Annotated in this window: 18 protein-coding genes and 1 tRNA gene; 4 read left to right on the top strand and 15 right to left on the bottom strand. The window is 72.8% G+C overall.

Annotation, left to right across the window (positions count from 1 at the left end; all coding sequences use genetic code 11):
• The first annotated feature begins 10 nt into the window (after positions 1-10).
• The 3 genes from MJ876_RS17480 to MJ876_RS17470 are packed head-to-tail and all read left to right on the top strand — an operon-like array spanning position 11 to position 2,782.
• A complete protein-coding gene (locus tag MJ876_RS17480; protein WP_240238326.1) occupies positions 11-1,009 on the top strand; it encodes a branched-chain amino acid ABC transporter permease in 999 nt (332 codons plus the stop codon).
• Complete coding sequence (locus tag MJ876_RS17475) at positions 999-1,970, top strand: ABC transporter ATP-binding protein (RefSeq protein WP_240238324.1); 972 nt, start codon at positions 999-1,001, stop codon at positions 1,968-1,970. Before MJ876_RS17480 ends, MJ876_RS17475 begins: the two co-directional genes overlap by 11 nt.
• The gene (locus tag MJ876_RS17470; protein ID WP_240238322.1) at positions 1,967-2,782 is read left to right on the top strand and encodes an ABC transporter ATP-binding protein; all 816 of its coding nucleotides are present in this window, start codon (positions 1,967-1,969) and stop codon (positions 2,780-2,782) included. The genes MJ876_RS17475 and MJ876_RS17470 overlap by 4 nt, the downstream gene beginning before the upstream one ends.
• Before the next feature lie 185 nt (positions 2,783-2,967).
• Here MJ876_RS17470 and MJ876_RS17465 read toward each other — a convergent pair whose 3' ends face one another.
• The 3 genes from MJ876_RS17465 to MJ876_RS17455 form a co-directional block, all read right to left on the bottom strand.
• Positions 2,968-3,930, bottom strand: coding sequence for a type IV toxin-antitoxin system AbiEi family antitoxin domain-containing protein (locus MJ876_RS17465; RefSeq protein ID WP_240238320.1), 963 nt, complete (start codon positions 3,928-3,930; stop codon positions 2,968-2,970).
• A 368-nt stretch (positions 3,931-4,298) separates the two neighbouring features.
• Entirely contained in the window at positions 4,299-5,540 is a 1,242-nt protein-coding gene (locus tag MJ876_RS17460; RefSeq protein WP_240238318.1) for an ABC transporter substrate-binding protein, read from the bottom strand.
• Between the two features lie 198 nt (positions 5,541-5,738).
• Positions 5,739-6,377 (bottom strand): response regulator, encoded by a 639-nt coding sequence (locus MJ876_RS17455; protein WP_308192619.1) that lies wholly within the window; start codon positions 6,375-6,377, stop codon positions 5,739-5,741.
• A 61-nt stretch (positions 6,378-6,438) separates the two neighbouring features.
• On the opposite strand from MJ876_RS17455, the gene MJ876_RS17450 reads away from it, so the two are divergent.
• Positions 6,439-6,511 (top strand) — tRNA-Leu (locus tag MJ876_RS17450).
• A gap of 14 nt (positions 6,512-6,525) precedes the next feature.
• Here the strand turns inward: MJ876_RS17450 and pyk are convergent.
• The 12 genes from pyk to hisI all read right to left on the bottom strand — a co-directional run bounded on the left by pyk (position 6,526) and on the right by hisI (position 20,618).
• Entirely contained in the window at positions 6,526-7,974 is a 1,449-nt protein-coding gene (pyk, locus tag MJ876_RS17445; RefSeq protein ID WP_240238316.1) for a pyruvate kinase, read from the bottom strand.
• Positions 7,975-8,028: 54 nt separating this feature from the next.
• Positions 8,029-9,495 carry a glutamate synthase subunit beta gene (locus tag MJ876_RS17440; RefSeq protein WP_240238314.1) on the bottom strand — a complete coding sequence of 489 codons (1,467 nt, stop codon included), beginning with the start codon at positions 9,493-9,495 and terminating at the stop codon, positions 8,029-8,031.
• Complete coding sequence (gene gltB / locus MJ876_RS17435) at positions 9,488-13,954, bottom strand: glutamate synthase large subunit (RefSeq protein WP_240238431.1); 4,467 nt, start codon at positions 13,952-13,954, stop codon at positions 9,488-9,490. Before gltB ends, MJ876_RS17440 begins: the two co-directional genes overlap by 8 nt.
• Before the next feature lie 319 nt (positions 13,955-14,273).
• Positions 14,274-15,257, bottom strand: a complete 984-nt coding sequence (lgt, locus tag MJ876_RS17430; RefSeq protein ID WP_240238312.1) for a prolipoprotein diacylglyceryl transferase — start codon at positions 15,255-15,257, stop codon at positions 14,274-14,276.
• On the bottom strand, positions 15,254-15,901 hold the full coding sequence (locus MJ876_RS17425) for an SCO family protein (RefSeq protein ID WP_240238310.1): 648 nt from the start codon (positions 15,899-15,901) through the stop codon (positions 15,254-15,256). Before MJ876_RS17425 ends, lgt begins: the two co-directional genes overlap by 4 nt.
• A complete protein-coding gene (gene trpA / locus MJ876_RS17420; protein WP_240238308.1) occupies positions 15,894-16,736 on the bottom strand; it encodes a tryptophan synthase subunit alpha in 843 nt (280 codons plus the stop codon). The genes MJ876_RS17425 and trpA overlap by 8 nt, the downstream gene beginning before the upstream one ends.
• The gene (gene trpB, locus MJ876_RS17415) at positions 16,733-18,055 is read right to left on the bottom strand and encodes a tryptophan synthase subunit beta (protein ID WP_240238306.1); all 1,323 of its coding nucleotides are present in this window, start codon (positions 18,053-18,055) and stop codon (positions 16,733-16,735) included. The genes trpA and trpB overlap by 4 nt, the downstream gene beginning before the upstream one ends.
• Positions 18,052-18,864 carry an indole-3-glycerol phosphate synthase TrpC gene (gene trpC, locus MJ876_RS17410; RefSeq protein ID WP_240238304.1) on the bottom strand — a complete coding sequence of 271 codons (813 nt, stop codon included), beginning with the start codon at positions 18,862-18,864 and terminating at the stop codon, positions 18,052-18,054. The genes trpB and trpC overlap by 4 nt, the downstream gene beginning before the upstream one ends.
• A gap of 83 nt (positions 18,865-18,947) precedes the next feature.
• Complete coding sequence (locus MJ876_RS17405) at positions 18,948-19,361, bottom strand: DUF2752 domain-containing protein (protein WP_240238302.1); 414 nt, start codon at positions 19,359-19,361, stop codon at positions 18,948-18,950.
• A gap of 13 nt (positions 19,362-19,374) precedes the next feature.
• The gene (locus MJ876_RS17400) at positions 19,375-19,563 is read right to left on the bottom strand and encodes an HGxxPAAW family protein (RefSeq protein WP_240238300.1); all 189 of its coding nucleotides are present in this window, start codon (positions 19,561-19,563) and stop codon (positions 19,375-19,377) included.
• Positions 19,564-19,603: 40 nt separating this feature from the next.
• Positions 19,604-20,275: a Trp biosynthesis-associated membrane protein gene (locus MJ876_RS17395; protein ID WP_240238298.1), complete on the bottom strand. Its 672-nt coding sequence runs from the start codon at positions 20,273-20,275 to the stop codon at positions 19,604-19,606.
• A complete protein-coding gene (gene hisI / locus MJ876_RS17390; protein ID WP_240238296.1) occupies positions 20,268-20,618 on the bottom strand; it encodes a phosphoribosyl-AMP cyclohydrolase in 351 nt (116 codons plus the stop codon). The genes MJ876_RS17395 and hisI overlap by 8 nt, the downstream gene beginning before the upstream one ends.
• Positions 20,619-20,639: the final 21 nt, after the last annotated feature.

Here is a 20,639-nt window from a genome sequence, read left to right as displayed (position 1 = left end):
ACACGTACACATGGACTTCGTGGCCATCCTGGGCAGCGCCATCCAGCAGGCGCTCGGACCCACCGCCATCATCTACTGCCTGGCCGCCATCGGCCTCAACGTGCACTTCGGCTACACCGGCCTGCTCAACTTCGGCCAGGCCGGGTTCATGATGGTCGCCGGCTACGCGATCGCGTGCGCCGTGACCATCTTCGCGAGCTCGCTGTGGCTCGGCGTCCTCGTCGGGCTGGTGCTCGCGGCGCTGCTCGCGCTCGCGCTCGGCGTCCCGACACTGCGGCTGAGGGCCGACTACCTCGCCATCGTCACGATCGCGAGCGCCGAGATCATCCGCCAGACGATCGCGGCGGCGTCCTTCTCCGAGTACTTCGGCGGTCAGGACGGCGTCACCGACTTCATCGCCGGCTTCCGCGACGCCAACCCGTACTCCGGCTCGGTCGGCATCCCCGGCCTGTTCCGCTGGAGCGCCTTCGACATCTGGGTGATGACGGTCGGCTGGCTGCTCGTGGCCATCAGCTGCCTCATCGTCTTCCTGCTCATGCGCAGCCCCTGGGGCCGCGTGCTGAAGTCGATCCGCGAGGACGAGAACGCCGTCCGCTCGCTGGGCAAGAACGTCTACGCCTACAAGATGCAGGCGCTGGTCATCGGCGGCATCTTCGGCGCGCTCGCGGGCTTCATGGTCTCGCTGCGCTCCGCGGCCGTCGGACCGTCGTTCTTCGCCACCGACGTCACGTTCTTCGCCTACACGGTGCTGCTGATCGGTGGCGCCGCGCGTGTCTTCGGGCCCGTCGTCGGCGCGATCATCTTCTGGTTCCTCATCACGGCGCTCGGCGGCTTCTTCAGCCAGGCGACCGCGGGGTCCGACCCGCTCATCCCCGAGGCCATCATGGACCCGACCCAGGCCAGCCTGATGCGCTTCATCTTCCTCGGCCTGGGACTGATGCTGCTGATGATCTTCCGACCCCAGGGGATCTTCGGCGACCGGAGGGAGCTGGCGATCGATGCCCGCTGAGACCGAACCGACCCTGACGAAGGGCGGCGGCACCGCCGCCCCCGCGGCCACCCGCAGCGCCGAGGCGCGTGCAGCCCTGGCCGGCGTCGAGCACGAGCCCGGCGCCAAGAAGCCGGACCCGATCGTGGTGGCCCACGGCATCCGCCGGCAGTTCGGCGGCCTGACGGCCGTCGACGTCGAGCACCTCGAGATCCAGAAGGGCGTCATCACCGCCCTCATCGGTCCCAACGGCGCGGGCAAGACGACGTTCTTCAACCTGCTGACCGGGTTCGACCGCCCCAACGAGGGGACGTGGTCGTTCAAGGGCCAGGCGCTGGACAAGGTGCCGGCATACAAGGTCGCCCGCATGGGCATGGTGCGCACCTTCCAGCTCACCAAGGTCCTCTCGCGCCTCACGGTGATCGAGAACATGCGGGTGGGGGCCACCGACCAGCGCGGCGAGGGCCTGCTGTCCGCGATGTTCGCGTGGCTGTGGCGCGGCCAGGAGCAGGACAACACCGTCAAGGCCGACGAGCTGCTCGAGCGGTTCCTGCTGCACAAGAAGCGGGAGGACTTCGCGGGCTCGCTGTCCGGCGGCCAGCGCAAGCTGCTCGAGATGGCCCGGGCGCTGATGGCCGACCCGGAGCTGGTCATGCTCGACGAGCCGATGGCGGGCGTGAACCCGGCACTGAAGCAGTCGCTGCTGGGCCACGTGAAGTCGCTGCGCGAGGAGGGCCGCACGGTCCTGTTCGTGGAGCACGACATGGACATGGTCCGCGACATCTCCGACTGGGTCGTCGTCATGGCCCAGGGCAAGGTCGTCGCCGAGGGCCCCCCGCACACCGTGATGAGCGACCAGCGCGTCATCGACGCCTACCTGGGCTCCCACCACGACCAGGACCTCAGCGAGGACGTCGAGGAGCAGATCCTCGCCGAGGCCCAGGCCGAGATCGACGCCGAGCACCCCGAGGAGACGAAGTGAGCGACAGCACCGTCGCCGACACCACGGCGACCGAGGGAGCGACCGAGGGCGTCCCCGCCGTCGACCGCAGCGCGCACCTCGGGGCCGCCGACGGCGCCATCCTGCGGGCCGACGAGCTGATCGCCGGCTACCTGCCCGGCGTCAACATCCTCAACGGGGCCGACCTCTACTGCCACGAGGGCGAGCTCGTCGGCATCATCGGCCCCAACGGCGCCGGCAAGTCCACGCTGCTCAAGGCGCTGTTCGGCCTGGTGCGGATCAAGACCGGCACGGTGACCCTCAAGGGCGACGACATCACGAACGCCCGCGCCGACGTCCTGGTCTCGAAGGGCATCGGGTTCGTCCCCCAGACGAACAACGTGTTCCCGTCGCTCACCATCCAGGAGAACCTGGAGATGGGCTCGTTCCAGCGGCCGTCGTCGTTCAAGAAGCGCTTCGAGTTCGTCGGCGACCTGTTCCCGGCCCTGATCGACCGCCGCGCCCAGCGCGCCGGGTCGCTGTCCGGCGGTGAGCGCCAGATGGTCGCGATGGGCCGGGCGCTGATGATGGAGCCGTCCGTCCTGCTCCTCGACGAGCCGTCCGCCGGCCTCTCCCCCGTCCTCCAGGACGAGGTGTTCGTCCAGACCCGCCGCATCAACCGGGCCGGCGTCTCGGTGATCATGGTCGAGCAGAACGCCAAGCGCTGCCTGCAGATCTGCGACCGCGGCTACGTCCTCGACCAGGGCCGCAACGCCTACACCGGCACGGGCAAGTCCCTCGCCAACGACCCCAAGGTCATCCAGCTCTACCTGGGCACGCTCGGGCAGGACTGAGACCCCCCGCCCGCTCCACCCACCGCCCCCGCGCCGTACTCGGCGCGGGGGCGTGGTTCGTCCTGGTGGGTCGGCGCCGCGGGACCTGAGGTCGAATCCCCACGGTAAGTCCCTGTCTTGTCACTTCACACGACGAATTCGTCGTGAGAAGCGACAACCCGCCTGGTCACCGTGGGGTTTCGACCTCAGGCCGCCGCGGTCAGGCCCAGGGCCCGGCGGACGCGGGCGACCAAGGCCGACGGGTGCTCCAGATCGGCCCAGGTGACGCGGATGACCTGGAAGCCGGTGCACTCTCGGATCCCGTCCTCGCGGAGCTTCTCCGCGATGACGGCGTCGGAGGGTGTCTGGCCCGGCCGGAGGAGCCGGCCGTACTTCACGAGGCCGTCGAACTCGATGATCAGTCCCAGCTCCGGCCAGGCCAGGTCACACGTCGCGAACGGCCTGCAGGTGGGGTCGACGCCAGGGCGCCGCACCTCGTACTGCAGCACGGGCGCCGGGATGCCGTGGCCCCAGAGCAGCCAGCGCAGCCGGGACTCCCCCACGCTGCCGGCAGCGCCGTCGGCCATGCGGACGGCGAGCTGGAGCTTCTGCGACTCCGGCCAGCACTCCATGTCGCCGTACCGGCGCGCGAGCTGCGAGTGCGTGGCCAGGCCCTTCCTCAGCAGCGAGTCCGCGGTGACCAGGAAGCTCTCGGGCGTGGAGATCAGGCCGACCTCGACGGCGGCCCGGGTCGGTGCGGTGCATCCCATCCCGTCGACCACCACCACGTCAGCCGCCTCGTCGACCTGTCCGACGTGGTGGACCACGTCACCCTCGTGACGCCCGGCGCCGCCGTCCACCCTCGTGACGTGCACCCGACTGAGGTCGACACCCCAGACGTCGAGGCCGTTCATGAGCGCGGACGACACGTGGCTCGCCCGGACGGCGTCGCCCAGCGAGGCCATCACCGCACTGAGCCGCAGCAGGTGTCGACCCTGCGCGTCGAGCGAGCGCCACTGCTGGGTGCTCGCGTACGTCCCCTGCCGGAACCGCGTCAGGTTGCCCGCCCGCACCTCGGCCCCCAGCTGCTTGTCCGTCATGCCCCGGGCCAGCGCCTCGGCACGCGTCACGAAGCCCCTCTGCGCCAACGGTGCGTCCACTGCGTCCATGGCGACGAGGATCCCCGCGCCGCGGGCCGCGGACCGCCCGGCGCCGGCGTCCTGTGCAGGAGCGACGCACGCCGGCACCTGTGGACGTCGCGTGGCCCATCGGCGCGGCTGCGGCGGCCCGGTCAGTTCCCCACGGTCCCACGACGGGTTGTCACTCCACACGGCGAATTCGTCGTGTGGAGTGTCGAAAGAGAGACCTACCGTGAGGATTCGACCGGCGGGCTGCGGGCGACCGGCTGGGGGCCCCGGCGGGCGGGCCCGCGCCGGCCAGGGCCAAGCCACGACCCAGGACGCGACGAAGCCCCCGGCCGCGAGGGGCGGCCGGGGGCTCCGGTGGTGGTGCGGGGTGGTGCGCTACGAGCCGAGGATCAGCTGGTCTCGGGGACGACGCCGGAGACGGTGTCGATGCGCTCGTAGGTGTTGCCGTCGTACTCGTTGATGCCGTACGTGCCGGAGACGAGGCTGCCGGAGTCGGTCATGTCGGTCGGGCCCGACTTGCCGTTGTAGTCGATGTCCTCGCCGTCCTCGAGGAGCTGGGCGCACTCCTCGAACTCGGTGCACTCGGTGCCCTCGCGGGTGACGTTCACGATCTCCGAGGCGATCGCCTCGCCGGAGTCGTTGCCCGCGGCGATGGCGGCCAGGGCCGAGATGACGACGGCGTCGTACGACTCGGCGCCGTAGGTCAGGTCGTCGACGTCCGGGTTCTCGCGCAGACGGTCCTCGAAGTCCGGGTCCGGCTCGGCAGCACCGGGTGCGGTGCCCTTGACGCCGGTCAGGTCGAAGTTCTCGGCGGAGTAGTCGGCCAGGTTGCCGTCCACGAAGTAGATCGGGATGTCCTGCGGGCCGATCCCCTTGGAGATCAGCTGCGGGATGATCTTCGTGGTCTCGTTGAACGCGACCAGGACCAGGGCGTCGGGCTCGGTGGCCGCGATCTGGTTCACCTCGGCGGTGAAGTTCTGGGCGTCGGCCGCGTAGAGGACGAAGTCCGCGACGGACGCGCCCTTCTCCTCCACGACCTCCTGGACGCGCTCGGCGAGGCCCTCGCCGTAGAAGTCCTGGCGACCCATGATGGCGACGTTCGAGGCGCCGTCCTCGACCACGAGGTTGGCGAGGATCTCGCCCTGGAGCACGTCGGACGGGGCGGTGCGGAAGTACAGGCCGCCGTCGTCGTAGGTGTCGAAGCCCGCGGCGGTGTTCGCCGGGGAGAACTGGACGACGCCCGCGCCGGTGATCTTGTCGATCACGCTGACGGAGACGCCGGAGGCGGCGGCACCGATGATGGTGTCGACGTCCTCGGCGAGGAGGTTGTCGACCTCGGCGCCCGCGATGTCGGGGGTGCCGTCACCGGAGTCGGCCTTGATGCCGACGACGTCCTGGCCCAGCACGCCACCGGCGGCGTTGATGTCCTCGATGGCGAGGTCGACACCCTGGAACTCCGGGGGGCCGAGGAACGCGAGGTCACCGGTCTGGGGGAGCAGCGAGCCGACGGTGAAGACGCCGTCGCCCTCGGGGAAGTCGCCGCCCGAGGCGTCCGAGGACTCCTCGGAGCTGGAGCCGCCCTCGCTGCCGGAGCCGTCGGACGAGTCGTCCTCCGCACCGCACGCGGTCATGATCAGCGCCGCTACGGCGAGTGGTGCGCCATAGCGGATGGCGCGGGTTCTGCGGGTCATGTGGCCTCCGGCTCACTAGGTCGAAGAGCCCGGGTGGTAGCGCCCACCGGGCTGGTGCTGCGGGAGAAAATTAGCCTTCTCCGGCCCCCCCGCGGTGTCACGGGAGGGTCACAGTTACGCCTGTTGCCGAACCGTGACCTAGACGGCGGACGACCCGCTGTCGCCGGAGGTGCCGGCGATGCCGGGACCGTGCTCCACGACGCCCTCCGCGACCTGCCTCATCGGCAGGCGCAGGTCCATCGCGGTCTTCTGGATCCAGCGGAACGCCTCGGCCTCCCCGAGGCCCAGCCGGTCGGCGAGGACACCCTTCGCGCGGTCGACGGCCTTCCGCGTGGCGAGCTGCTCGTCGCGGGCGGCCACCTCGGCCTCCAGCGCGGCGATCTCGGCGTACCGGCTCAGCGCCATCTCGATGGCGGGCACGAGGTCCGAGGCGCCGAAGGGCTTCACCAGGTACGACATCGCCCCGGCGTCGCGGGCGCGCTCGACCAGGTCGCGCTGCGAGAAGGCGGTGAGGATGACGACCGGGGCGATCCGGGCCTCGGCGATCTTCTGCGCCGCGCTGATGCCGTCGAGCACGGGCATCTTGACGTCCATCACGACGAGGTCGGGACGCAGCTCGGTGGCGAGCTCGACGGCGCGGGCGCCGTCCGCGGCCTCGCCGACGACGTCGTACCCCTCCTCGGCGAGCATCTCCGCGAGGTCCATGCGGATGAGGGCCTCGTCCTCCGCGATGACGACGCGCGGCCGGGTCGGTTCGGCTCCGGCGGGGCTGCTCACGGGAGCAGGCTAGTCGGCGGCCGGGGGCGGTGAGGCGCCCGGTAGCCTGCCGTTCGCACCGGCCCCGGTATCCCAACGGCAGAGGAAGCGGTCTCAAACACCGTCCAGTGTGGGTTCGAATCCCACCCGGGGCACCGGCGGCAGCGGCTCAGGCCCGGCGGTACGCCGGCGCCACCTCGTTGATCGCGTCGCCCATGCGGTGGATGCGCAGCGCGTTGGTGGAGCCGGGGATGCCGGGCGGGCTGCCCGCGATGATGACGACGAGGTCGCCCTCGGTGACCCGGCCGATGCGCAGGAGCTGCTCGTCGACCTGGCGGACCATCTCGTCGGTGTGCTCGACCGCGGCGGTGCGGAACGTCTCGACGCCCCAGGTCATGGCCAGCTGGGAGCGGACCCGGTCCTCGGGGGTGAACGCCAGCGTCGGGATCGGCCCGCGCAGGCGGGACAGGCGTCGCGCGGAGTCGCCGCTCTGGGTGAAGGACACGAGGTACTTGGCACCGACCCGCTCCGCGACCTCCGCGGCCGCCTTGGCGATGACGCCGCCGCGGGTGTGGGGGTTCCACTCGATCTTGACCATGTTGTCGCGGCCGTGGTCCTCGGTGGCCCCGACGATGCGCGCCATGGTCTCGACCGTGTGCACGGGGTAGTCGCCGACGCTCGTCTCGCCGGACAGCATGACGGCGTCCGCGCCGTCGAGGACGGCGTTCGCGACGTCGGTGGCCTCCGCGCGGGTCGGGGCCGGGTTGTGGATCATCGAGTCGAGCATCTGCGTCGCCACGATCACGGGCTTGGCGTTGCGCCGGGCCTTGTCGATCACCCGCTTCTGGAGGAACGGCACCTCCTCGAGGGGACACTCCACGCCCAGGTCGCCGCGGGCGACCATGAACGCGTCGAACGCCTCGACGACCGCGTCGAGGTTCTCGATCGCCTGCGGCTTCTCGATCTTGGCGATGATCGGGAGGTGGACGCCCTCGGAGTCCATGATCGCCCGGACGTCGGCCGCGTCCGCCGCGTCGCGCACGAAGCTCAGGGCGATGAAGTCGACGCCGAGGCGCAGCGCGAAGCGGAGGTCGTCGACGTCCTTCTCGCTCAGGGCGGGGACGGAGACGGCGACACCGGGCAGGTTGATGCCCTTGTGGTTGCTGACCGGGCCGCCGACGAGGACCTCGCAGCGCACGTCGGTGCCGTCCACGACCTCGAGCACCCGCAGGCGCACCTTGCCGTCGTCGATGAGGATCGGGTCGCCGGTCGCGACGTCGCCCGGCAGGCCGGCGTACGTCGTGCTGGCGATCTCGGCGTCACCCGGGACGTCGCGGGTGGTGATGGTCCACTCCTGGCCGCGGTGCAGGGTCACCGGGCCGTCGGCGATCCGGCCGAGGCGGATCTTCGGGCCCTGCAGGTCGGCGAGGATCGCCACGCCGTGACCGCTGGCGTCGGCGGCCTCGCGGACCAGCCGGTAGCTCTCGCGGTGGTCGTCGTGGGTGCCGTGGCTCATGTTCAGCCGGGCGACGTCCATCCCCGCGTAGACGAGCTCGCGGATGCGGCGCTCGCTCGAGGTGGCCGGGCCGAGGGTGCAGACGATCTTGGCTCTACGCACACGTCGACCCTACCGGTTTGAACGTTCAAACCGGTAAGGCCGACGTGAACGGCGTCAGACGGTGAGCGGTCGCTCCGAGGCGCGGATCGGGCTCGGCAGGTTCGTCGAGCCGGTGAGGTAGGCGTCGACCGAGGCGGCCGCCGCGCGGCCCTCGGCGATGGCCCACACGATCAGCGACTGGCCGCGACCGGCGTCGCCGGCCACGAACACGCCCGGCACCGACGAGGCGTAGGCGTCGTCGCGGCGGACGTTGCCGCGCTCGTCGAGCTCCACCCCGAGGCCCGGGACCAGCTCACCCTGCTCGGGGCCGGTGAAGCCCATGGCCAGCAGCACGAGCTGCGCCGGGATCTCGCGCTCCGAGCCCTCGACCTCCTCGAAGCGGCCGTCGCGAATCTCGACCTCGACCAGCCGCAGCGCGCTGACGTTGCCGTCGTCGTCGCCGAGGAACTCCTTGGTCGAGACGGCGTACACGCGGTCGCCGCCCTCCTCGTGGGCCGAGGAGACCTTGTAGGTCATCGGGTACGTCGGCCACGGCTGCGCGGACGGGCGCTCGTCGGCGGGGCGGGGCATGATCTCGAGCTGCGTGATGGACCGGGCGCCCTGGCGGATCGACGTCCCCAGGCAGTCCGCGCCGGTGTCGCCGCCACCGATGATGACGACGTCCTTGCCCTCGGCGGTGACCTGGCCGGTGACCTCCTCGCCGAGCGCGGCGCGGTTGCCCTGGGGCAGGAAGTCCATGGCCTGGTGGATGCCGCCGAGGTCGCGCCCCGGCGCCGGCAGGTCCCGGCCGATGGTCGAGCCGATGGCGAGCACGACGGCGTCGTAGCGGTGGCGCAGGTCCTCGGCGGAGAGGTCCTTGCCGACCTCCACGCCCGCGCGGAAGACCGTGCCCTCGCGGCGCATCTGGTCGAGGCGCTTGTCGAGGTGCCGCTTCTCCATCTTGAACTCGGGGATGCCGTAGCGCAGCAGGCCGCCGATCTTGTCGGCGCGCTCGTAGACCGCCACGGTGTGGCCGGCCCGGGTGAGCTGCTGGGCGGCGGCTAGCCCGGCCGGGCCGGAGCCGATCACCGCGACCGTGCGGCCCGAGAGCCACTCCGGCGGCTGCGGGCGCACCGCGCCGGACTCCCAGGCGCGGTCGATGATCGAGACCTCGACGTTCTTGATGGTGACCGGGTCCTGGTTGATGCCCAGGACGCAGGCGGTCTCGCAGGGGGCGGGGCACAGCCGCCCGGTGAACTCCGGGAAATTGTTCGTCGCGTGCAGCCGCTCGATCGCGCCGTCCCAGTCGTCGCGCCAGACCAGGTCGTTCCACTCCGGGATGATGTTGCCCAGCGGGCAGCCCTGGTGGCAGAACGGGATCCCGCAGTCCATGCACCGCCCGGCCTGCTCGGTGATGATCGGCAGCAGCGCCCGGCCCGGGGAGCCCGGGTAGACCTCGTGCCAGTCGTTCTTCCGCTCCTCGACGGGACGGCGGTCCGCGACCTCGCGGCCGGCCTTGAGGAAGCCCTTGGGGTCAGCCATGCAACGCCTCCATCATCTTCTGGGCGGTCTGCTGCTCGTCGAGGCCCTCGGCCTCGGCGGCGGCCTGCGCGTCCAGCACCTTGCGGAACTCGGTCGGGACCACCTCGGTGAACCGCTCCAGGGCGGCGGGCCAGTCGGCCAGCAGCTCCTCGGCGACGTCCGAGCCCGTCTCCTCGTGGTGGCGCCGCACCAGGTCGTGCAGCTCCTCGGCCGCCTCCTCGACGACGGGGCCCAGCTCGAGCTGGCCGCCGTCCATGGCCTGGGTGTTCATGCGGCCGCGGTCGAGGTCGAGGATCCAGGCGACCCCGCCCGACATGCCCGCGCCGACGTTGCGGCCCGTGGGACCGAGGACGACGACGCGCCCGCCGGTCATGTACTCCAGCGCGTGGTCGCCGACCTCCTCGACGACGGCGAGGGCACCGGAGTTGCGGACGCAGAACCGCTCCCCCACGCCGCCGCGGATGAAGATCTCACCCGAGGTGGCGCCGTACCCGATGACGTTGCCGGCGATGATCTGGTGCCGCGCCTCGAACGTCGCCGCGCGGTCGGGGCGGACGACGACGCGGCCGCCGCACAGGCCCTTGCCGACGTAGTCGTTGGCGTCGCCCTCGAGGCGCAGCGTGATGCCGGAGGTCACGAACGCCCCGAACGACTGGCCGGCCGAGCCGGTCACGGTCAGGTCGATCGTGCCGTCGGGCAGGCCCTCGCCGCGGTACCGCTTGGTCACCTCGTGGCTGAGGATCGTGCCGACCGTGCGGTTGACGTTGCGGATCTCGAGCTGCGCCCGGACGGGCTCGCGGCGCTCCAGCGCCGGCTCGGCGATCTCGACGAGCCGGTTGTCCAGCGCCGCCCCGAGGCCGTGGTCCTGGCTGGTGACGCACCGCAGCGCGGCGCCCTCGGGCAGCTCGGGCTTGTGCAGCACCGGTGCCAGGTCGAGCCCGGCGGCCTTCCAGTGCTCCACCGCGCGACGGGTGTCGAGGGACTCCACGTGGCCGATGGCCTCGTCGAGGCTGCGGAAGCCGAGCTCGGCGAGGTACTCGCGCACCTCCTGCGCGACGTACTCGAAGAAGGTCACGACGAAGTCGGCCTTGCCCGAGTAGCGCTCGCGGAGCACCGGGTTCTGCGTCGCCACGCCCACCGGGCAGGTGTCGAGGTGGCAGACCCGCATCATGATGCAGCCCGAGACGACCAGCGGCGCGGTCGCGAAGCCGAACTCCTCGGCGCCCAGCAGCGCCGCGACGACGACGTCGCGGCCGGTCTTCATCTGGCCGTCGGCCTGGACGACGATCCGGTCGCGCAGCCCGTTGAGCAGCAGGGTCTGCTGGGTCTCGGCGAGGCCCAGCTCCCAGGGCCCGCCCGCGTGCTTCAGCGAGGTGAGCGGCGCCGCGCCGGTGCCGCCGTCGTGACCGGAGATGAGGACGACGTCCGCGTGGGCCTTCGAGACGCCTGCGGCGACCGTGCCGACGCCTACCTCGGCGACCAGCTTCACGTGGACCCGGGCCTGCGGGTTCGCGTTCTTCAGGTCGTGGATCAGCTGGGCGAGGTCCTCGATCGAGTAGATGTCGTGGTGCGGCGGCGGGGAGATCAGCCCCACGCCCGGCGTCGAGTGCCGGGTCTTCGCCACCCACGGGTACACCTTGTGGCCGGGCAGCTGGCCGCCCTCGCCGGGCTTCGCGCCCTGCGCCATCTTGATCTGGATGTCGTCGGCGTTGGTGAGGTACTCCGCCGTCACGCCGAAGCGGCCCGAGGCGACCTGCTTGATCGAGCTGCGCCGGGTCGGGTCGTAGAGACGGTCGGCGTCCTCGCCGCCCTCGCCGGTGTTCGACTTGCCGCCGAGGCGGTTCATCGCGACCGCGAGGGTCTCGTGGGCCTCGCCGCTGATGGAGCCGTAGCTCATCGCGCCGGTCGAGAACCGCTTGACGATCTCGCTGACCGGCTCGACCTCGTCGATCGGGACGGGCTGGCGGCCGACCTCCTCGGCGTTGCGCAGGGCGAACAGGCCGCGCAGCGTCATCAGGCGGGCCGACTGGCCGTCGACCTTCTCCGTGTACTGCTTGAACACGTCGTACTTGCCCTGACGGGTGGCGTGCTGCAGCCGGAAGACCGTGTCGGGGTCGAAGAGGTGGGGCTCGCCGTCGCGACGCCACTGGTACTCGCCGCCCACCAGGAGCTCGCGGTGGGCCGGCGCGATGCCGCCGCGGGGGTACGCCGTCGCGTGGCGCGCGGCGACCTCCTGCGCGATGACGTCGAGGTCGACGCCGCCGAGCTTGGACGTCGTGCCCGTGAAGTACCGGTCGACCACGGCCTGGCTCAGGCCGACGGCCTCGAAGATCTGCGCCCCCGTGTACGACGCCACGGTGGAGACGCCCATCTTCGACATCACCTTGAGCACGCCCTTGCCGAGAGCCTTCACGAGGTTCTTGAGGGCCTGCTCGGGCTCGGCGGTGACGTAGTAGTGCTCGCGGGCGAGGTCCTCGACGGACTCGAGCGCGAGGTACGGGTTCACCGCCGCGGCGCCGTACCCGACGAGCAGGGCCACGTGGTGGACCTCGCGGACGTCGCCGGCCTCGACGAGGAGACCGACCTGGGTGCGGGTCTTCTCGCGGACCAGGTGGTGGTGGACCGCGCCGGTCAGCAGCAGCGACGGGATCGGCGCGAGCTCGCGCGTCGAGTGGCGGTCCGAGAGGACGATGACGCGGGCGCCACCGGCGATGGCCTCCGACACCTCCGCGCACAGCTCGTCGAGGCGGGCCGCGAGGGCCTCGCCGCCGCCCTCGACGTCGTACAGGCCCCGGACGATGTGGACCTCGAAGCCCGGCATGTCGCCGTCACGGTTGATGTGGCGGATCTTCGCGAGGTCGTCGTTGTCGAACACCGGGAACGGCAGGACCAGCTGGCGGCACGACGCCGGCGTCGGCTCCAGGAGGTTGGCCTCGGGCCCGATGGAGCCGTGCAGGGAGGTGACGAGCTCCTCCCGGATGGCGTCCAGCGGCGGGTTGGTGACCTGCGCGAACAGCTGGCTGAAGTAGTCGAAGACCAGCCGGGGCTTGGTCGACAGCGCCGCGATGGGCGTGTCGGTGCCCATCGAGCCGATCGGCTCGGCGGCGGTGTTGGCCATCGGGGTCAGCAGGACCCGCAGCTCCTCCTCGGTGTAGCCGAAGATCTGCTGGCGCCGCGTGACCGAGGCGTGGGTGTGGACGACGTGCTCGCGCTGCGGGACGTCGTCGAGGTGGAGCATGCCGCCGTGCAGCCACTCGTCGTACGGGTGCTCGGCGGCGAGGTCCGCCTTGATCTCCTCGTCCTCGACGATGCGGTGCTCCTCGGTGTCGACGAGGAACATGCGGCCCGGCTTGAGCCGGCCCTTGCGCACGACGGTGGCCGGGTCGATGTCGAGCACGCCGACCTCGGAGGCGAGGACGACGAGGCCGTCGTCGGTGACCCAGTAGCGCGAGGGGCGCAGGCCGTTGCGGTCGAGCACGGCGCCGATCTGCGAGCCGTCGGTGAAGACGACGCAGGCGGGGCCGTCCCACGGCTCCATCATCGTCGAGTGGAACTCGTAGAACGCCCGCAGCGCGGGGTCCATCTCGGTGTGGTTCTCCCAGGCCTCCGGGATCATCATCAGCACCGAGTGGGGCAGCGAGCGGCCGCCGAGGTGCAGGAGCTCCAGGACCTCGTCGAACGAGGCGGAGTCCGAGGCGCCCGGGGTGCAGATCGGGAAGAGGCGCTCGAGGTCGCCGCCCAGCAGGTCGGACTCGAGCAGCGCCTCGCGGGCGCGCATCCAGTTCCGGTTGCCCATCACGGTGTTGATCTCGCCGTTGTGGGCGATGAACCGGAACGGGTGCGCCAGCGGCCAGCTCGGGAACGTGTTGGTCGAGAACCGCGAGTGGACGACGGCCAGCGCGGTCGCGACGCGCTCGTCGCGGAGGTCGGCGAAGAAGCCGTCGAGCTGCTCGGTGGTGAGCATCCCCTTGTAGACCAGGGTGCGCGACGACAGCGACGGGAAGTAGACGCCGGTCTCGGCCTCGGCGCGCTTGCGCAGGCAGAAGGCCTTCCGCTCCAGGGCCATCCCGGTCACGGTCGCGCCGGCACCGCCCACGAACAGCTGGCGGAAGGTGGGCATCACGCCGATCGCCATCGAGCCGAGCTCGCTGGGGTCGACCGGGACGTCGCGCCACCCGAGGACCGTGAGGCCCTCCTCGGAGGCCAGCTCCTCGATGCGCGACTGCGCCTTGGCGACCTCCTCGGCGTCGCCGGGCAGGAAGGCCGTGCCGACGGCGTACGTGCGGGCGGCCGGCAGGTCGAAGTCGACGACCTCACGGAGGAAGGCGTCGGGGACCTGCATCAGCAGGCCCGCGCCGTCGCCGGAGTTGACCTCGGCGCCGGCGGCGCCGCGGTGGTCGAGGTTGCGCAGGGCCGTCAGGGCCTGCTGGACGACCTCGTGCCCGGGCTCGCCGGACATGCGCGCGACGAACGCGACGCCGCAGGCGTCGTGCTCTCGGGCGGGGTCGTACAGGCCCTGGGCCTCGGGGAGGTCCCCGGCGAAGGAGCCGGTGGAGCTGCGCGGTGGTGCGGACGGCTGGTGCACGTGGCAAGCCTCCCGTGTCGACGGTCGCGAGTGCGGCCGAGTCGGTGGGTCACGGCGGGCAGGGGACAACGCTGGCCCATGCGCCACCGTGAAGATTATCAGTGAGTGGTGCAGCCTCCACCCCCGCGAGGCCCGCCCGGGACGGGGACGCCCCCGGCCCTCCCCCGCCGGACCCTCCCCGCCGGGGTCGGCGTCAGTCGGTGCGCCGTTCGGCGGCGGCGTCCTCGCCCTCGGCCCCGGTGGTGGTGGGCGTGCCGGGCGTGGTGGGTGTGGTCCCCGTGGTGGTGGTCGACTCCGGGGGCCCGGCGTCCGTCTCGGCGGCGTCGCGGCCGAGGCGGGCGTCGGTGTAGATCGGCTCGGGGTCCGCGGGCGGGTGGCTGCGGGTCCACAGCAGGTACGCCGCGGCGAGCGCGAAGACGACGATGGAGGTCCACACGTTGAGGCGCAGGCCGCCGACGTCGTTCATCTGGACGTCGTCGATGCGCAGCATCTCGATCCAGCCGCGCCCGGCGGTGTAGACCATCACGTACGCCGCGACCAGCCGCCCGCGGCCCATGGCCAGGCGGCGGTCGAGCAGCAGGAGCAGCGCGACGCCGGCGAGGCTCCACAGCGACTCGTAGAGGAACGTGGGGTGGAACGTCGTCCCCGGCTCGAACTCCTGCCCCGACGGCCAGTTCGCGGGGTCGATCTCGAGGCCCCACGGCAGGTCGGTGGGCCGGCCGTAGAGCTCCTGGTTGAACCAGTTGCCCCACCGGCCGACCGCCTGGCCGAGCAGCACGCCGGGGGCCAGGACGTCCATGACCGGCGCCACGCGGATGCCGGCACGGCGGGCGCCGATGTAGGCGCCGAGGGCGCCGAGGGCGATGGCGCCCCAGATGCCGAGGCCGCCGTTCCAGACGTAGAGGGCGCTGACCGGGTTACGGCCCTCGCCGAAGTAGAGCCGCCAGTCGGTGACCACGTGGTAGAGCCGGCCGCCGACGAGCCCGAACGGCACCGCCCACAGCGCGATGTCGCTGATCTCGCCGCGGCGCCCGCCGCGGGCGGCCCACCGGCGCTCCGACAGCCAGATCGCCAGGACGACGCCGAGCACGATCGACAGCGCGTAGCCGCGCAGCGGCACGGGCCCCAGCTCCCAGACCCCGGTGGCGGGGCTCGGGATGGACAGGACGCCGGTCACCGGGGCTCGGTCCCCTCGAGCAGGGCGGAGACGTCCTCGGCCAGCTCGGCCGCCGACGTCTGCTCGTCCCACACGACGGGGACCCGGTCGTCGCCGTCGACGGCCGCGACGTAGGAGCCGTGGGCGACGTCGTACCCGCCGGAGGGCAGCTTCTCGCCCTTCTCGAAGAAGATGCTGAACGCGGCCGCGGCCTCCTGCAGGGAGCCGAGGTCGCCGGTCAGGCCCGTGAACGACGGGTCGAACCGGTCGAGGTAGGCGCGGATGGTGTCCTCGTCGTCGCGGGCGGGGTCGGTGGTCACGAAGACGACCTCGAGCTCGTCGCGCTGCGCGTCCGACAGCCGGGTGCGCGCCGACGCGAGCGACGACATCACGACGTTGCAGATGTCGGGGCAGTTGGTGAACCCGAAGAACACCAGGGTCAGCGGGTCGGTCGTGTCGGCGGCCAGGTCGTAGGGGGCGCCGTCGGTGTCGGTCAGCGTCACGTCGGGGACGACGTACGGGTCGTCGAGGACGTCGCCGTTCATCCCGTCGCCCTGGGCGCCGGGGGCGGCGTCGCCCAGCTGCTCGGTGCCGCCGCAGGCGGCGAGCAGCAGCAGCGGGGCCACGGCGAGGGCGGCCGCGGTCCTGCGGAGTCGCTCACGCACGCCGGCGGACCCCCTCGGCCAGGTCGGTGGCGGCGTCGCGCAGGGCGGCGAGGCCGGACTCGGTGTCGGGGGCGTCGAGCAGGCAGCGCACGAACGCGGAGCCCACGATGACGGCGTCGGCGTACGACGCCACCTCGGCGGCCTGGTCGCCGTTCGACACCCCCAGGCCGACGCCGACGGGGGTGTCGGTGACGGCCCGCGTGCGGGCCACGAGCGGGCCGGCGAGCGAGCTGGTCGTCGTCCGCGCGCCGGTGACGCCCATGACGGCGGCGGCGTACACAAAGCCCCGGCACGCCCGCGCGGTCTCGGCGACGCGGGCGTCGGTCGAGCTGGGCGCGACGAGGAAGACCTTGTCGAGGCCGCGGTCGTCGGCGGCGGCGATCCAGTCGGCGCCGTGGTCGGGGGTGAGGTCCGGCGTGATGAGTCCCGCTCCCCCGGCGGCGACGAGGCCGTCGGCGAACCGCTCGACGCCGTGCGCCAGGACGGGGTTCCAGTAGGTCATGACGAGCGTCGGCGCCCCGGTCGCGGCGACCTCGGAGACGATCCGCAGCACCTCGGCGGTGCGGCAGCCGCCGTCGAGCGCCTGCTGCGCGGCCGCCTGGATGACGGGGCCGTCGAGCACCGGGTCGGTGTAGGGCAGGCCGACCTCGATCGCGTCGACACCCGCCTCGACCATCGTGGTCATGGCGCGGACCGACGTCTCGACGTCGGGGAAGCCGGCGGGCAGGAAGCCGAGCAGGACGGCGCGGTCCTCCGCGCGGGCGGTGGCGAACGCGTCGGCCATCGTGCGGCCGGCAGCCGCCGTCGGGGCCGCCGACGGGGTCGTGGCGCTCATGCGCGGGGGTCCGAGTCGGGGTCGCCGACCGGGTCGGTGGTGGCCGTCTCCGGGTCGAGGCCGAACCAGCGGGTGGCGGTGACCATGTCCTTGTCGCCGCGACCCGACAGGTTGACGAGCAGCAGGGCGTCCGGGCCGTGCTCGGCCGCCAGCCTCGGCCCGATCCTCAGGGCACCGGCGATCGCGTGCGCCGACTCGATCGCGGGGATGATCCCCTCGGTCCGTGCCAGGAGCGCGAGGGCGTCCATGGCCTCGGTGTCCGTGACCGCCTCGTAGGACGCGCGCCCGGTGGCGGCGAGGTGGGCGTGCTGGGGGCCCACGCCCGGGTAGTCGAGCCCCGCGGAGACCGAGTGCGACTCGACGGTCTGCCCGTCGGAGTCGGCGAGGATCATGGTCCGGCTGCCGTGGAGCACCCCGGCTCCCCCGCCGACGATGGTGGCGGCGTGGCGGTCGGTGTCGACGCCGTCGCCGCCGGCCTCGAAGCCCCAGACGGCGACGTCGGGGTCGTCGAGGAACGCGGTGAACAGGCCGATGGCGTTCGACCCGCCGCCGACGCAGGCGGCCACGGCGTCGGGCAGGCGGCCGTAGCGCTCCAGGCACTGCGCGCGGGCCTCGTCGCCGATGCCTCGGGTGAAGGACTGCACCAGCGACGGGAACGGGTGGGGCCCCGCCGCGGTGCCGAAGAGGTACGCCGTCTCGTCGACGCTGGCGACCCAGTCGCGCATGGCCTCGTTGATGGCGTCCTTCAGCGTGGCGCTGCCGGACTCCACCGGGATGACCTCGGCACCCAGCAGCCGCATCCGGGCCACGTTGAGGGCCTGGCGACGGGTGTCGACCGCGCCCATGTAGACGGTGCAGTCGAGGCCGAAGAAGGCGGCCGCGGTCGCGCTGGCGACGCCGTGCTGGCCGGCGCCGGTCTCGGCGATGACGCGCTTCTTGCCCATCCGCTTGGTCAGCAGCGCCTGGCCGAGCACGTTGCGGATCTTGTGCGCGCCGGTGTGCAGGAGGTCCTCGCGCTTGAGCAGGACCCGGACGCCGGCCTTCTCGGAGAGCGCCTTGGCCTCGTACAGCGGGCTGGGCAGCCCGGCGTACTCCCGGCCGACGGCGTCGAGCTCGGCGAGGAAGGACTCGTCGGCCATCGCGTCCTTCCAGGCGACGGTCAGCTCCTCGAGCGCGGCCACGAGGGCCTCGGGGATCCACCGCCCGCCGAAGTCGCCGAACCAGCCGTGCTCGTCGGCGTCCCAGCGGCCCCGGGCGGGCGAGGCGGGGGGCGTGTCCACCCCGGTGACGGTGGTGGGCTCGCTCACGACGTCGGTCATCGTGCTCCTCCGATCTCGGTCGGGACGCCGGCCCTCAGGCCGGTCATGGCGGCGACGGCCCCGGTGGGGTCGCCGTGGCGCACCAGGGCCTCGCCGACGAGGACCGCGCGGGCCCCGGCGTCGACGTACGCCTGTGCGTCGGCGACCCCGGTGACGCCGGACTCGGCGACCAGGGGCGTCTCGGCGGGCACCAGGGGCGCCAGCTCGGCGAAGACCCCCGGGTGCACCTCCAGCGTCTTGAGGTTCCGGGCGTTGACCCCGACGAGACCGGCGCCGAGGTCGACCGCGCGGGTCGTCTCCTCCGCGTCGTGGACCTCGACGAGGGGCGTCATGCCGAGCTCGCGGACCAGGTCGTGCAGACGCCGCAGGTCGTCGTCGGCCAGCGCCGCCACGATGAGCAGCACGAGGTCGGCGCCGGCGGCGCGGGCCTCGAGCACCTGGTAGTCGTCGACCACGAAGTCCTTGCGCAGCAGCGGGACGTCGACGGCCGCGCGGACGGCGACCAGGTCGGCGAGCGACCCGCCGAAGCGCCGCTCCTCGGTGAGCACGCTGATCGCCGCGGCGCCGCCGGCGGCGTACGCGCGGGCCAGCGCCGTCGGGTCGGGGATCTCCGCGAGGTGGCCCTTGCTGGGGCTGCGGCGCTTGACCTCGGCGATGACGCTGGAGCCGCCACCGGACAGGTGCGGCATCGGGTCGCGGGGCGCGGGGGCGTCGGCGAGGGCGGCGCGGACGTCGGCCGCGGGCACCGCCGCTCGGCGGCGCTCCAGGTCGTCGCGGACTCCGACGACGATGTCGTCGAGCACCGACATGATCTGCGGACCTCCTGGACGGGTGCGGCCCCGAGCGGGGGCGGGGGGCCAGGCCCAGTCTCTCACCCGGCTGGGTGCCCTCCCTAGGAGGCCAGCCAGGGCCCGGGCGGGACGCCGGTGTTGCGCAGCAGGGTGAAGGCGACCACGGCGAGGCCCAGCGTCCACCAGGCGCCGCGCGGCACCCGTGACAGGTCGACCGGCGGCACCGGGCCCCGGCTGAGCAGCACGACGCGCCGCACCCACAGGGCGACGACGACCGGCAGGGCCACCACGAGCAGCAGGTTGGAGGACGCCGCGGCGCCCAGGTCGCCCGCGGTCAGGTCGTGGACGGCCCGCAGGCTGCCGCACAGGGGGCAGTCCAACCCGAGCAGCGCCGTCGGGCACACCCCCCAGGAGCCCTGCTCGTGCGGGTCCCGGACGGCGAGGGCGACCGTCGCGACGAGCACGAGGCCGCCCGCCGCGAGGGGTGAGGCGAGGCGCCGGGCCCGGGCGCCCACGAGGTGGTGGTCCTCAGTGCATGCCGAGCTTCGCCATGATGGCGAAGACCGGCAGGGCGCCGATGCCGAGGGCGACGCCGACCCAGAACAGGGTCATGCTCACGGGGCTCAGCATCAGGGCGATGCCACCCACCACGAACCCGAGGATGCCGACCGTGACGGCCGTCCACGCCGCAGGGGTGTTGCCGTGGTTGCTGGCCATGCCGGGTGCTCCTCGTCGTCGCGCGAATGCCACGCACAGTCTAGGGGCGGGGGCCCTCCGTCGGGTCACGACCCTCGTCGAGGTCGCGCCAGATCTCGAGTGCGCTGCGCTCCGACAGGTCGGTCGTGCTCGTCGCCGGCCCGCGGGCGGTCGCGGTGGTCGTGGGGGCGTCGTACCGCCGCCCCATCTCCGGCCAGCGCCGGACGTCGCGGACGGCGACGGCGCACGCGACGACGAGCAGCAGCGCCGCGGGCGCCGAGGCCCAGGCCCACGCGGTCCAGCTGGTGGCGGCCCCGTCGAGGGGCCCGTCGGCGACCTCCGCGGCCACACGGTCGTCGACGCCGAGGAAGCCGGTGACGACGGTCGCGGCGACGCCGAGCGCGGCGAGCAGCGCGACGCCGGCGACCACCCGGCGCACCACGCCGCGGACCACGAGCACCACCCCGAGGGCGGCCAGGGCGACGAGGGCGAGCGCGGTGACGGTCGGGTTGGTGGTGGCGAGGTCGAGACCGGTGACGACCTGCTGCCCGGCGCCCTCGACGGGCTCGGGCGCGCCCTCGACGTCCACCCAGGGCCGGTCGCCGGCCACGGCGAGCAGCGCCCCCGACGCCAGGGCGACGAGCAGCGTCGGGCCCATCGTGCTGCGGCGGCGTGGCGGGGTGTCGGTGTGCTGCGCGGGGGCGGCGTCCGGCCCGTCGGCCGGCTCAGTCACCGGCGCTCCACACCAGGTCGGCCTCGAAGCAGGTGCGGGCGCCGGTGTGGCAGGCGGCGCCCTCCTGGTCGACGACGAGCAGCAGGGTGTCGCCGTCGCAGTCGAGGCGCACCTCGCGGACCCACTGCCGGTGGCCGGAGGTCTCGCCCTTCACCCAGTACTCCCGGCGGCTCCGGCTCCAGTACGTCGCGCGGCCGGTCGCCACCGTGCGCGCCAGCGCCTCGTCGTCCACCCAGGCCAGCATGAGCACCTCGCCGCTGCCGTGCTGCTGCACGACGGCGGGCAGCAGCCCGTCGGCGTTGCGGGTCAGCCGGGCGGCGACGGCGGGGTCCAGGGAGCTCACCGCCCCAGTATCGGCGGGCGT

The sequence above is a fragment of the Nocardioides sp. CFH 31398 genome, assembly GCF_022436705.1.
Classification (GTDB): domain Bacteria; phylum Actinomycetota; class Actinomycetes; order Propionibacteriales; family Nocardioidaceae; genus Nocardioides.
The sequence above is the reverse complement of the archived record's forward strand: the minus strand, read 5'-3'. Positions and strand labels throughout refer to the sequence as shown.

Bases quoted from the DNA above. Each gene is read 5' to 3' on its own strand.
- trpA (WP_240238308.1), bottom strand. From the start codon at position 16,736: ATGAGCGCCACGACCCCGTCGGCGGCCCCGACGGCGGCTGCCGGCCGC.
- trpC (WP_240238304.1), bottom strand. From the start codon at position 18,864: ATGTCGGTGCTCGACGACATCGTCGTCGGAGTCCGCGACGACCTGGAG.
- MJ876_RS17475 (WP_240238324.1), top strand. From the start codon at position 999: ATGCCCGCTGAGACCGAACCGACCCTGACGAAGGGCGGCGGCACCGCC.
- MJ876_RS17400 (WP_240238300.1), bottom strand. From the start codon at position 19,563: ATGGCCAGCAACCACGGCAACACCCCTGCGGCGTGGACGGCCGTCACG.
- MJ876_RS17480 (WP_240238326.1), top strand. From the start codon at position 11: ATGGACTTCGTGGCCATCCTGGGCAGCGCCATCCAGCAGGCGCTCGGA.
- gltB (WP_240238431.1), bottom strand. From the start codon at position 13,954: ATGTCCGGCGAGCCCGGGCACGAGGTCGTCCAGCAGGCCCTGACGGCC.
- MJ876_RS17440 (WP_240238314.1), bottom strand. From the start codon at position 9,495: ATGGCTGACCCCAAGGGCTTCCTCAAGGCCGGCCGCGAGGTCGCGGAC.
- trpB (WP_240238306.1), bottom strand. From the start codon at position 18,055: ATGACCGACGTCGTGAGCGAGCCCACCACCGTCACCGGGGTGGACACG.
- MJ876_RS17460 (WP_240238318.1), bottom strand. From the start codon at position 5,540: ATGACCGCGTGCGGTGCGGAGGACGACTCGTCCGACGGCTCCGGCAGC.
- MJ876_RS17465 (WP_240238320.1), bottom strand. From the start codon at position 3,930: ATGGACGCAGTGGACGCACCGTTGGCGCAGAGGGGCTTCGTGACGCGT.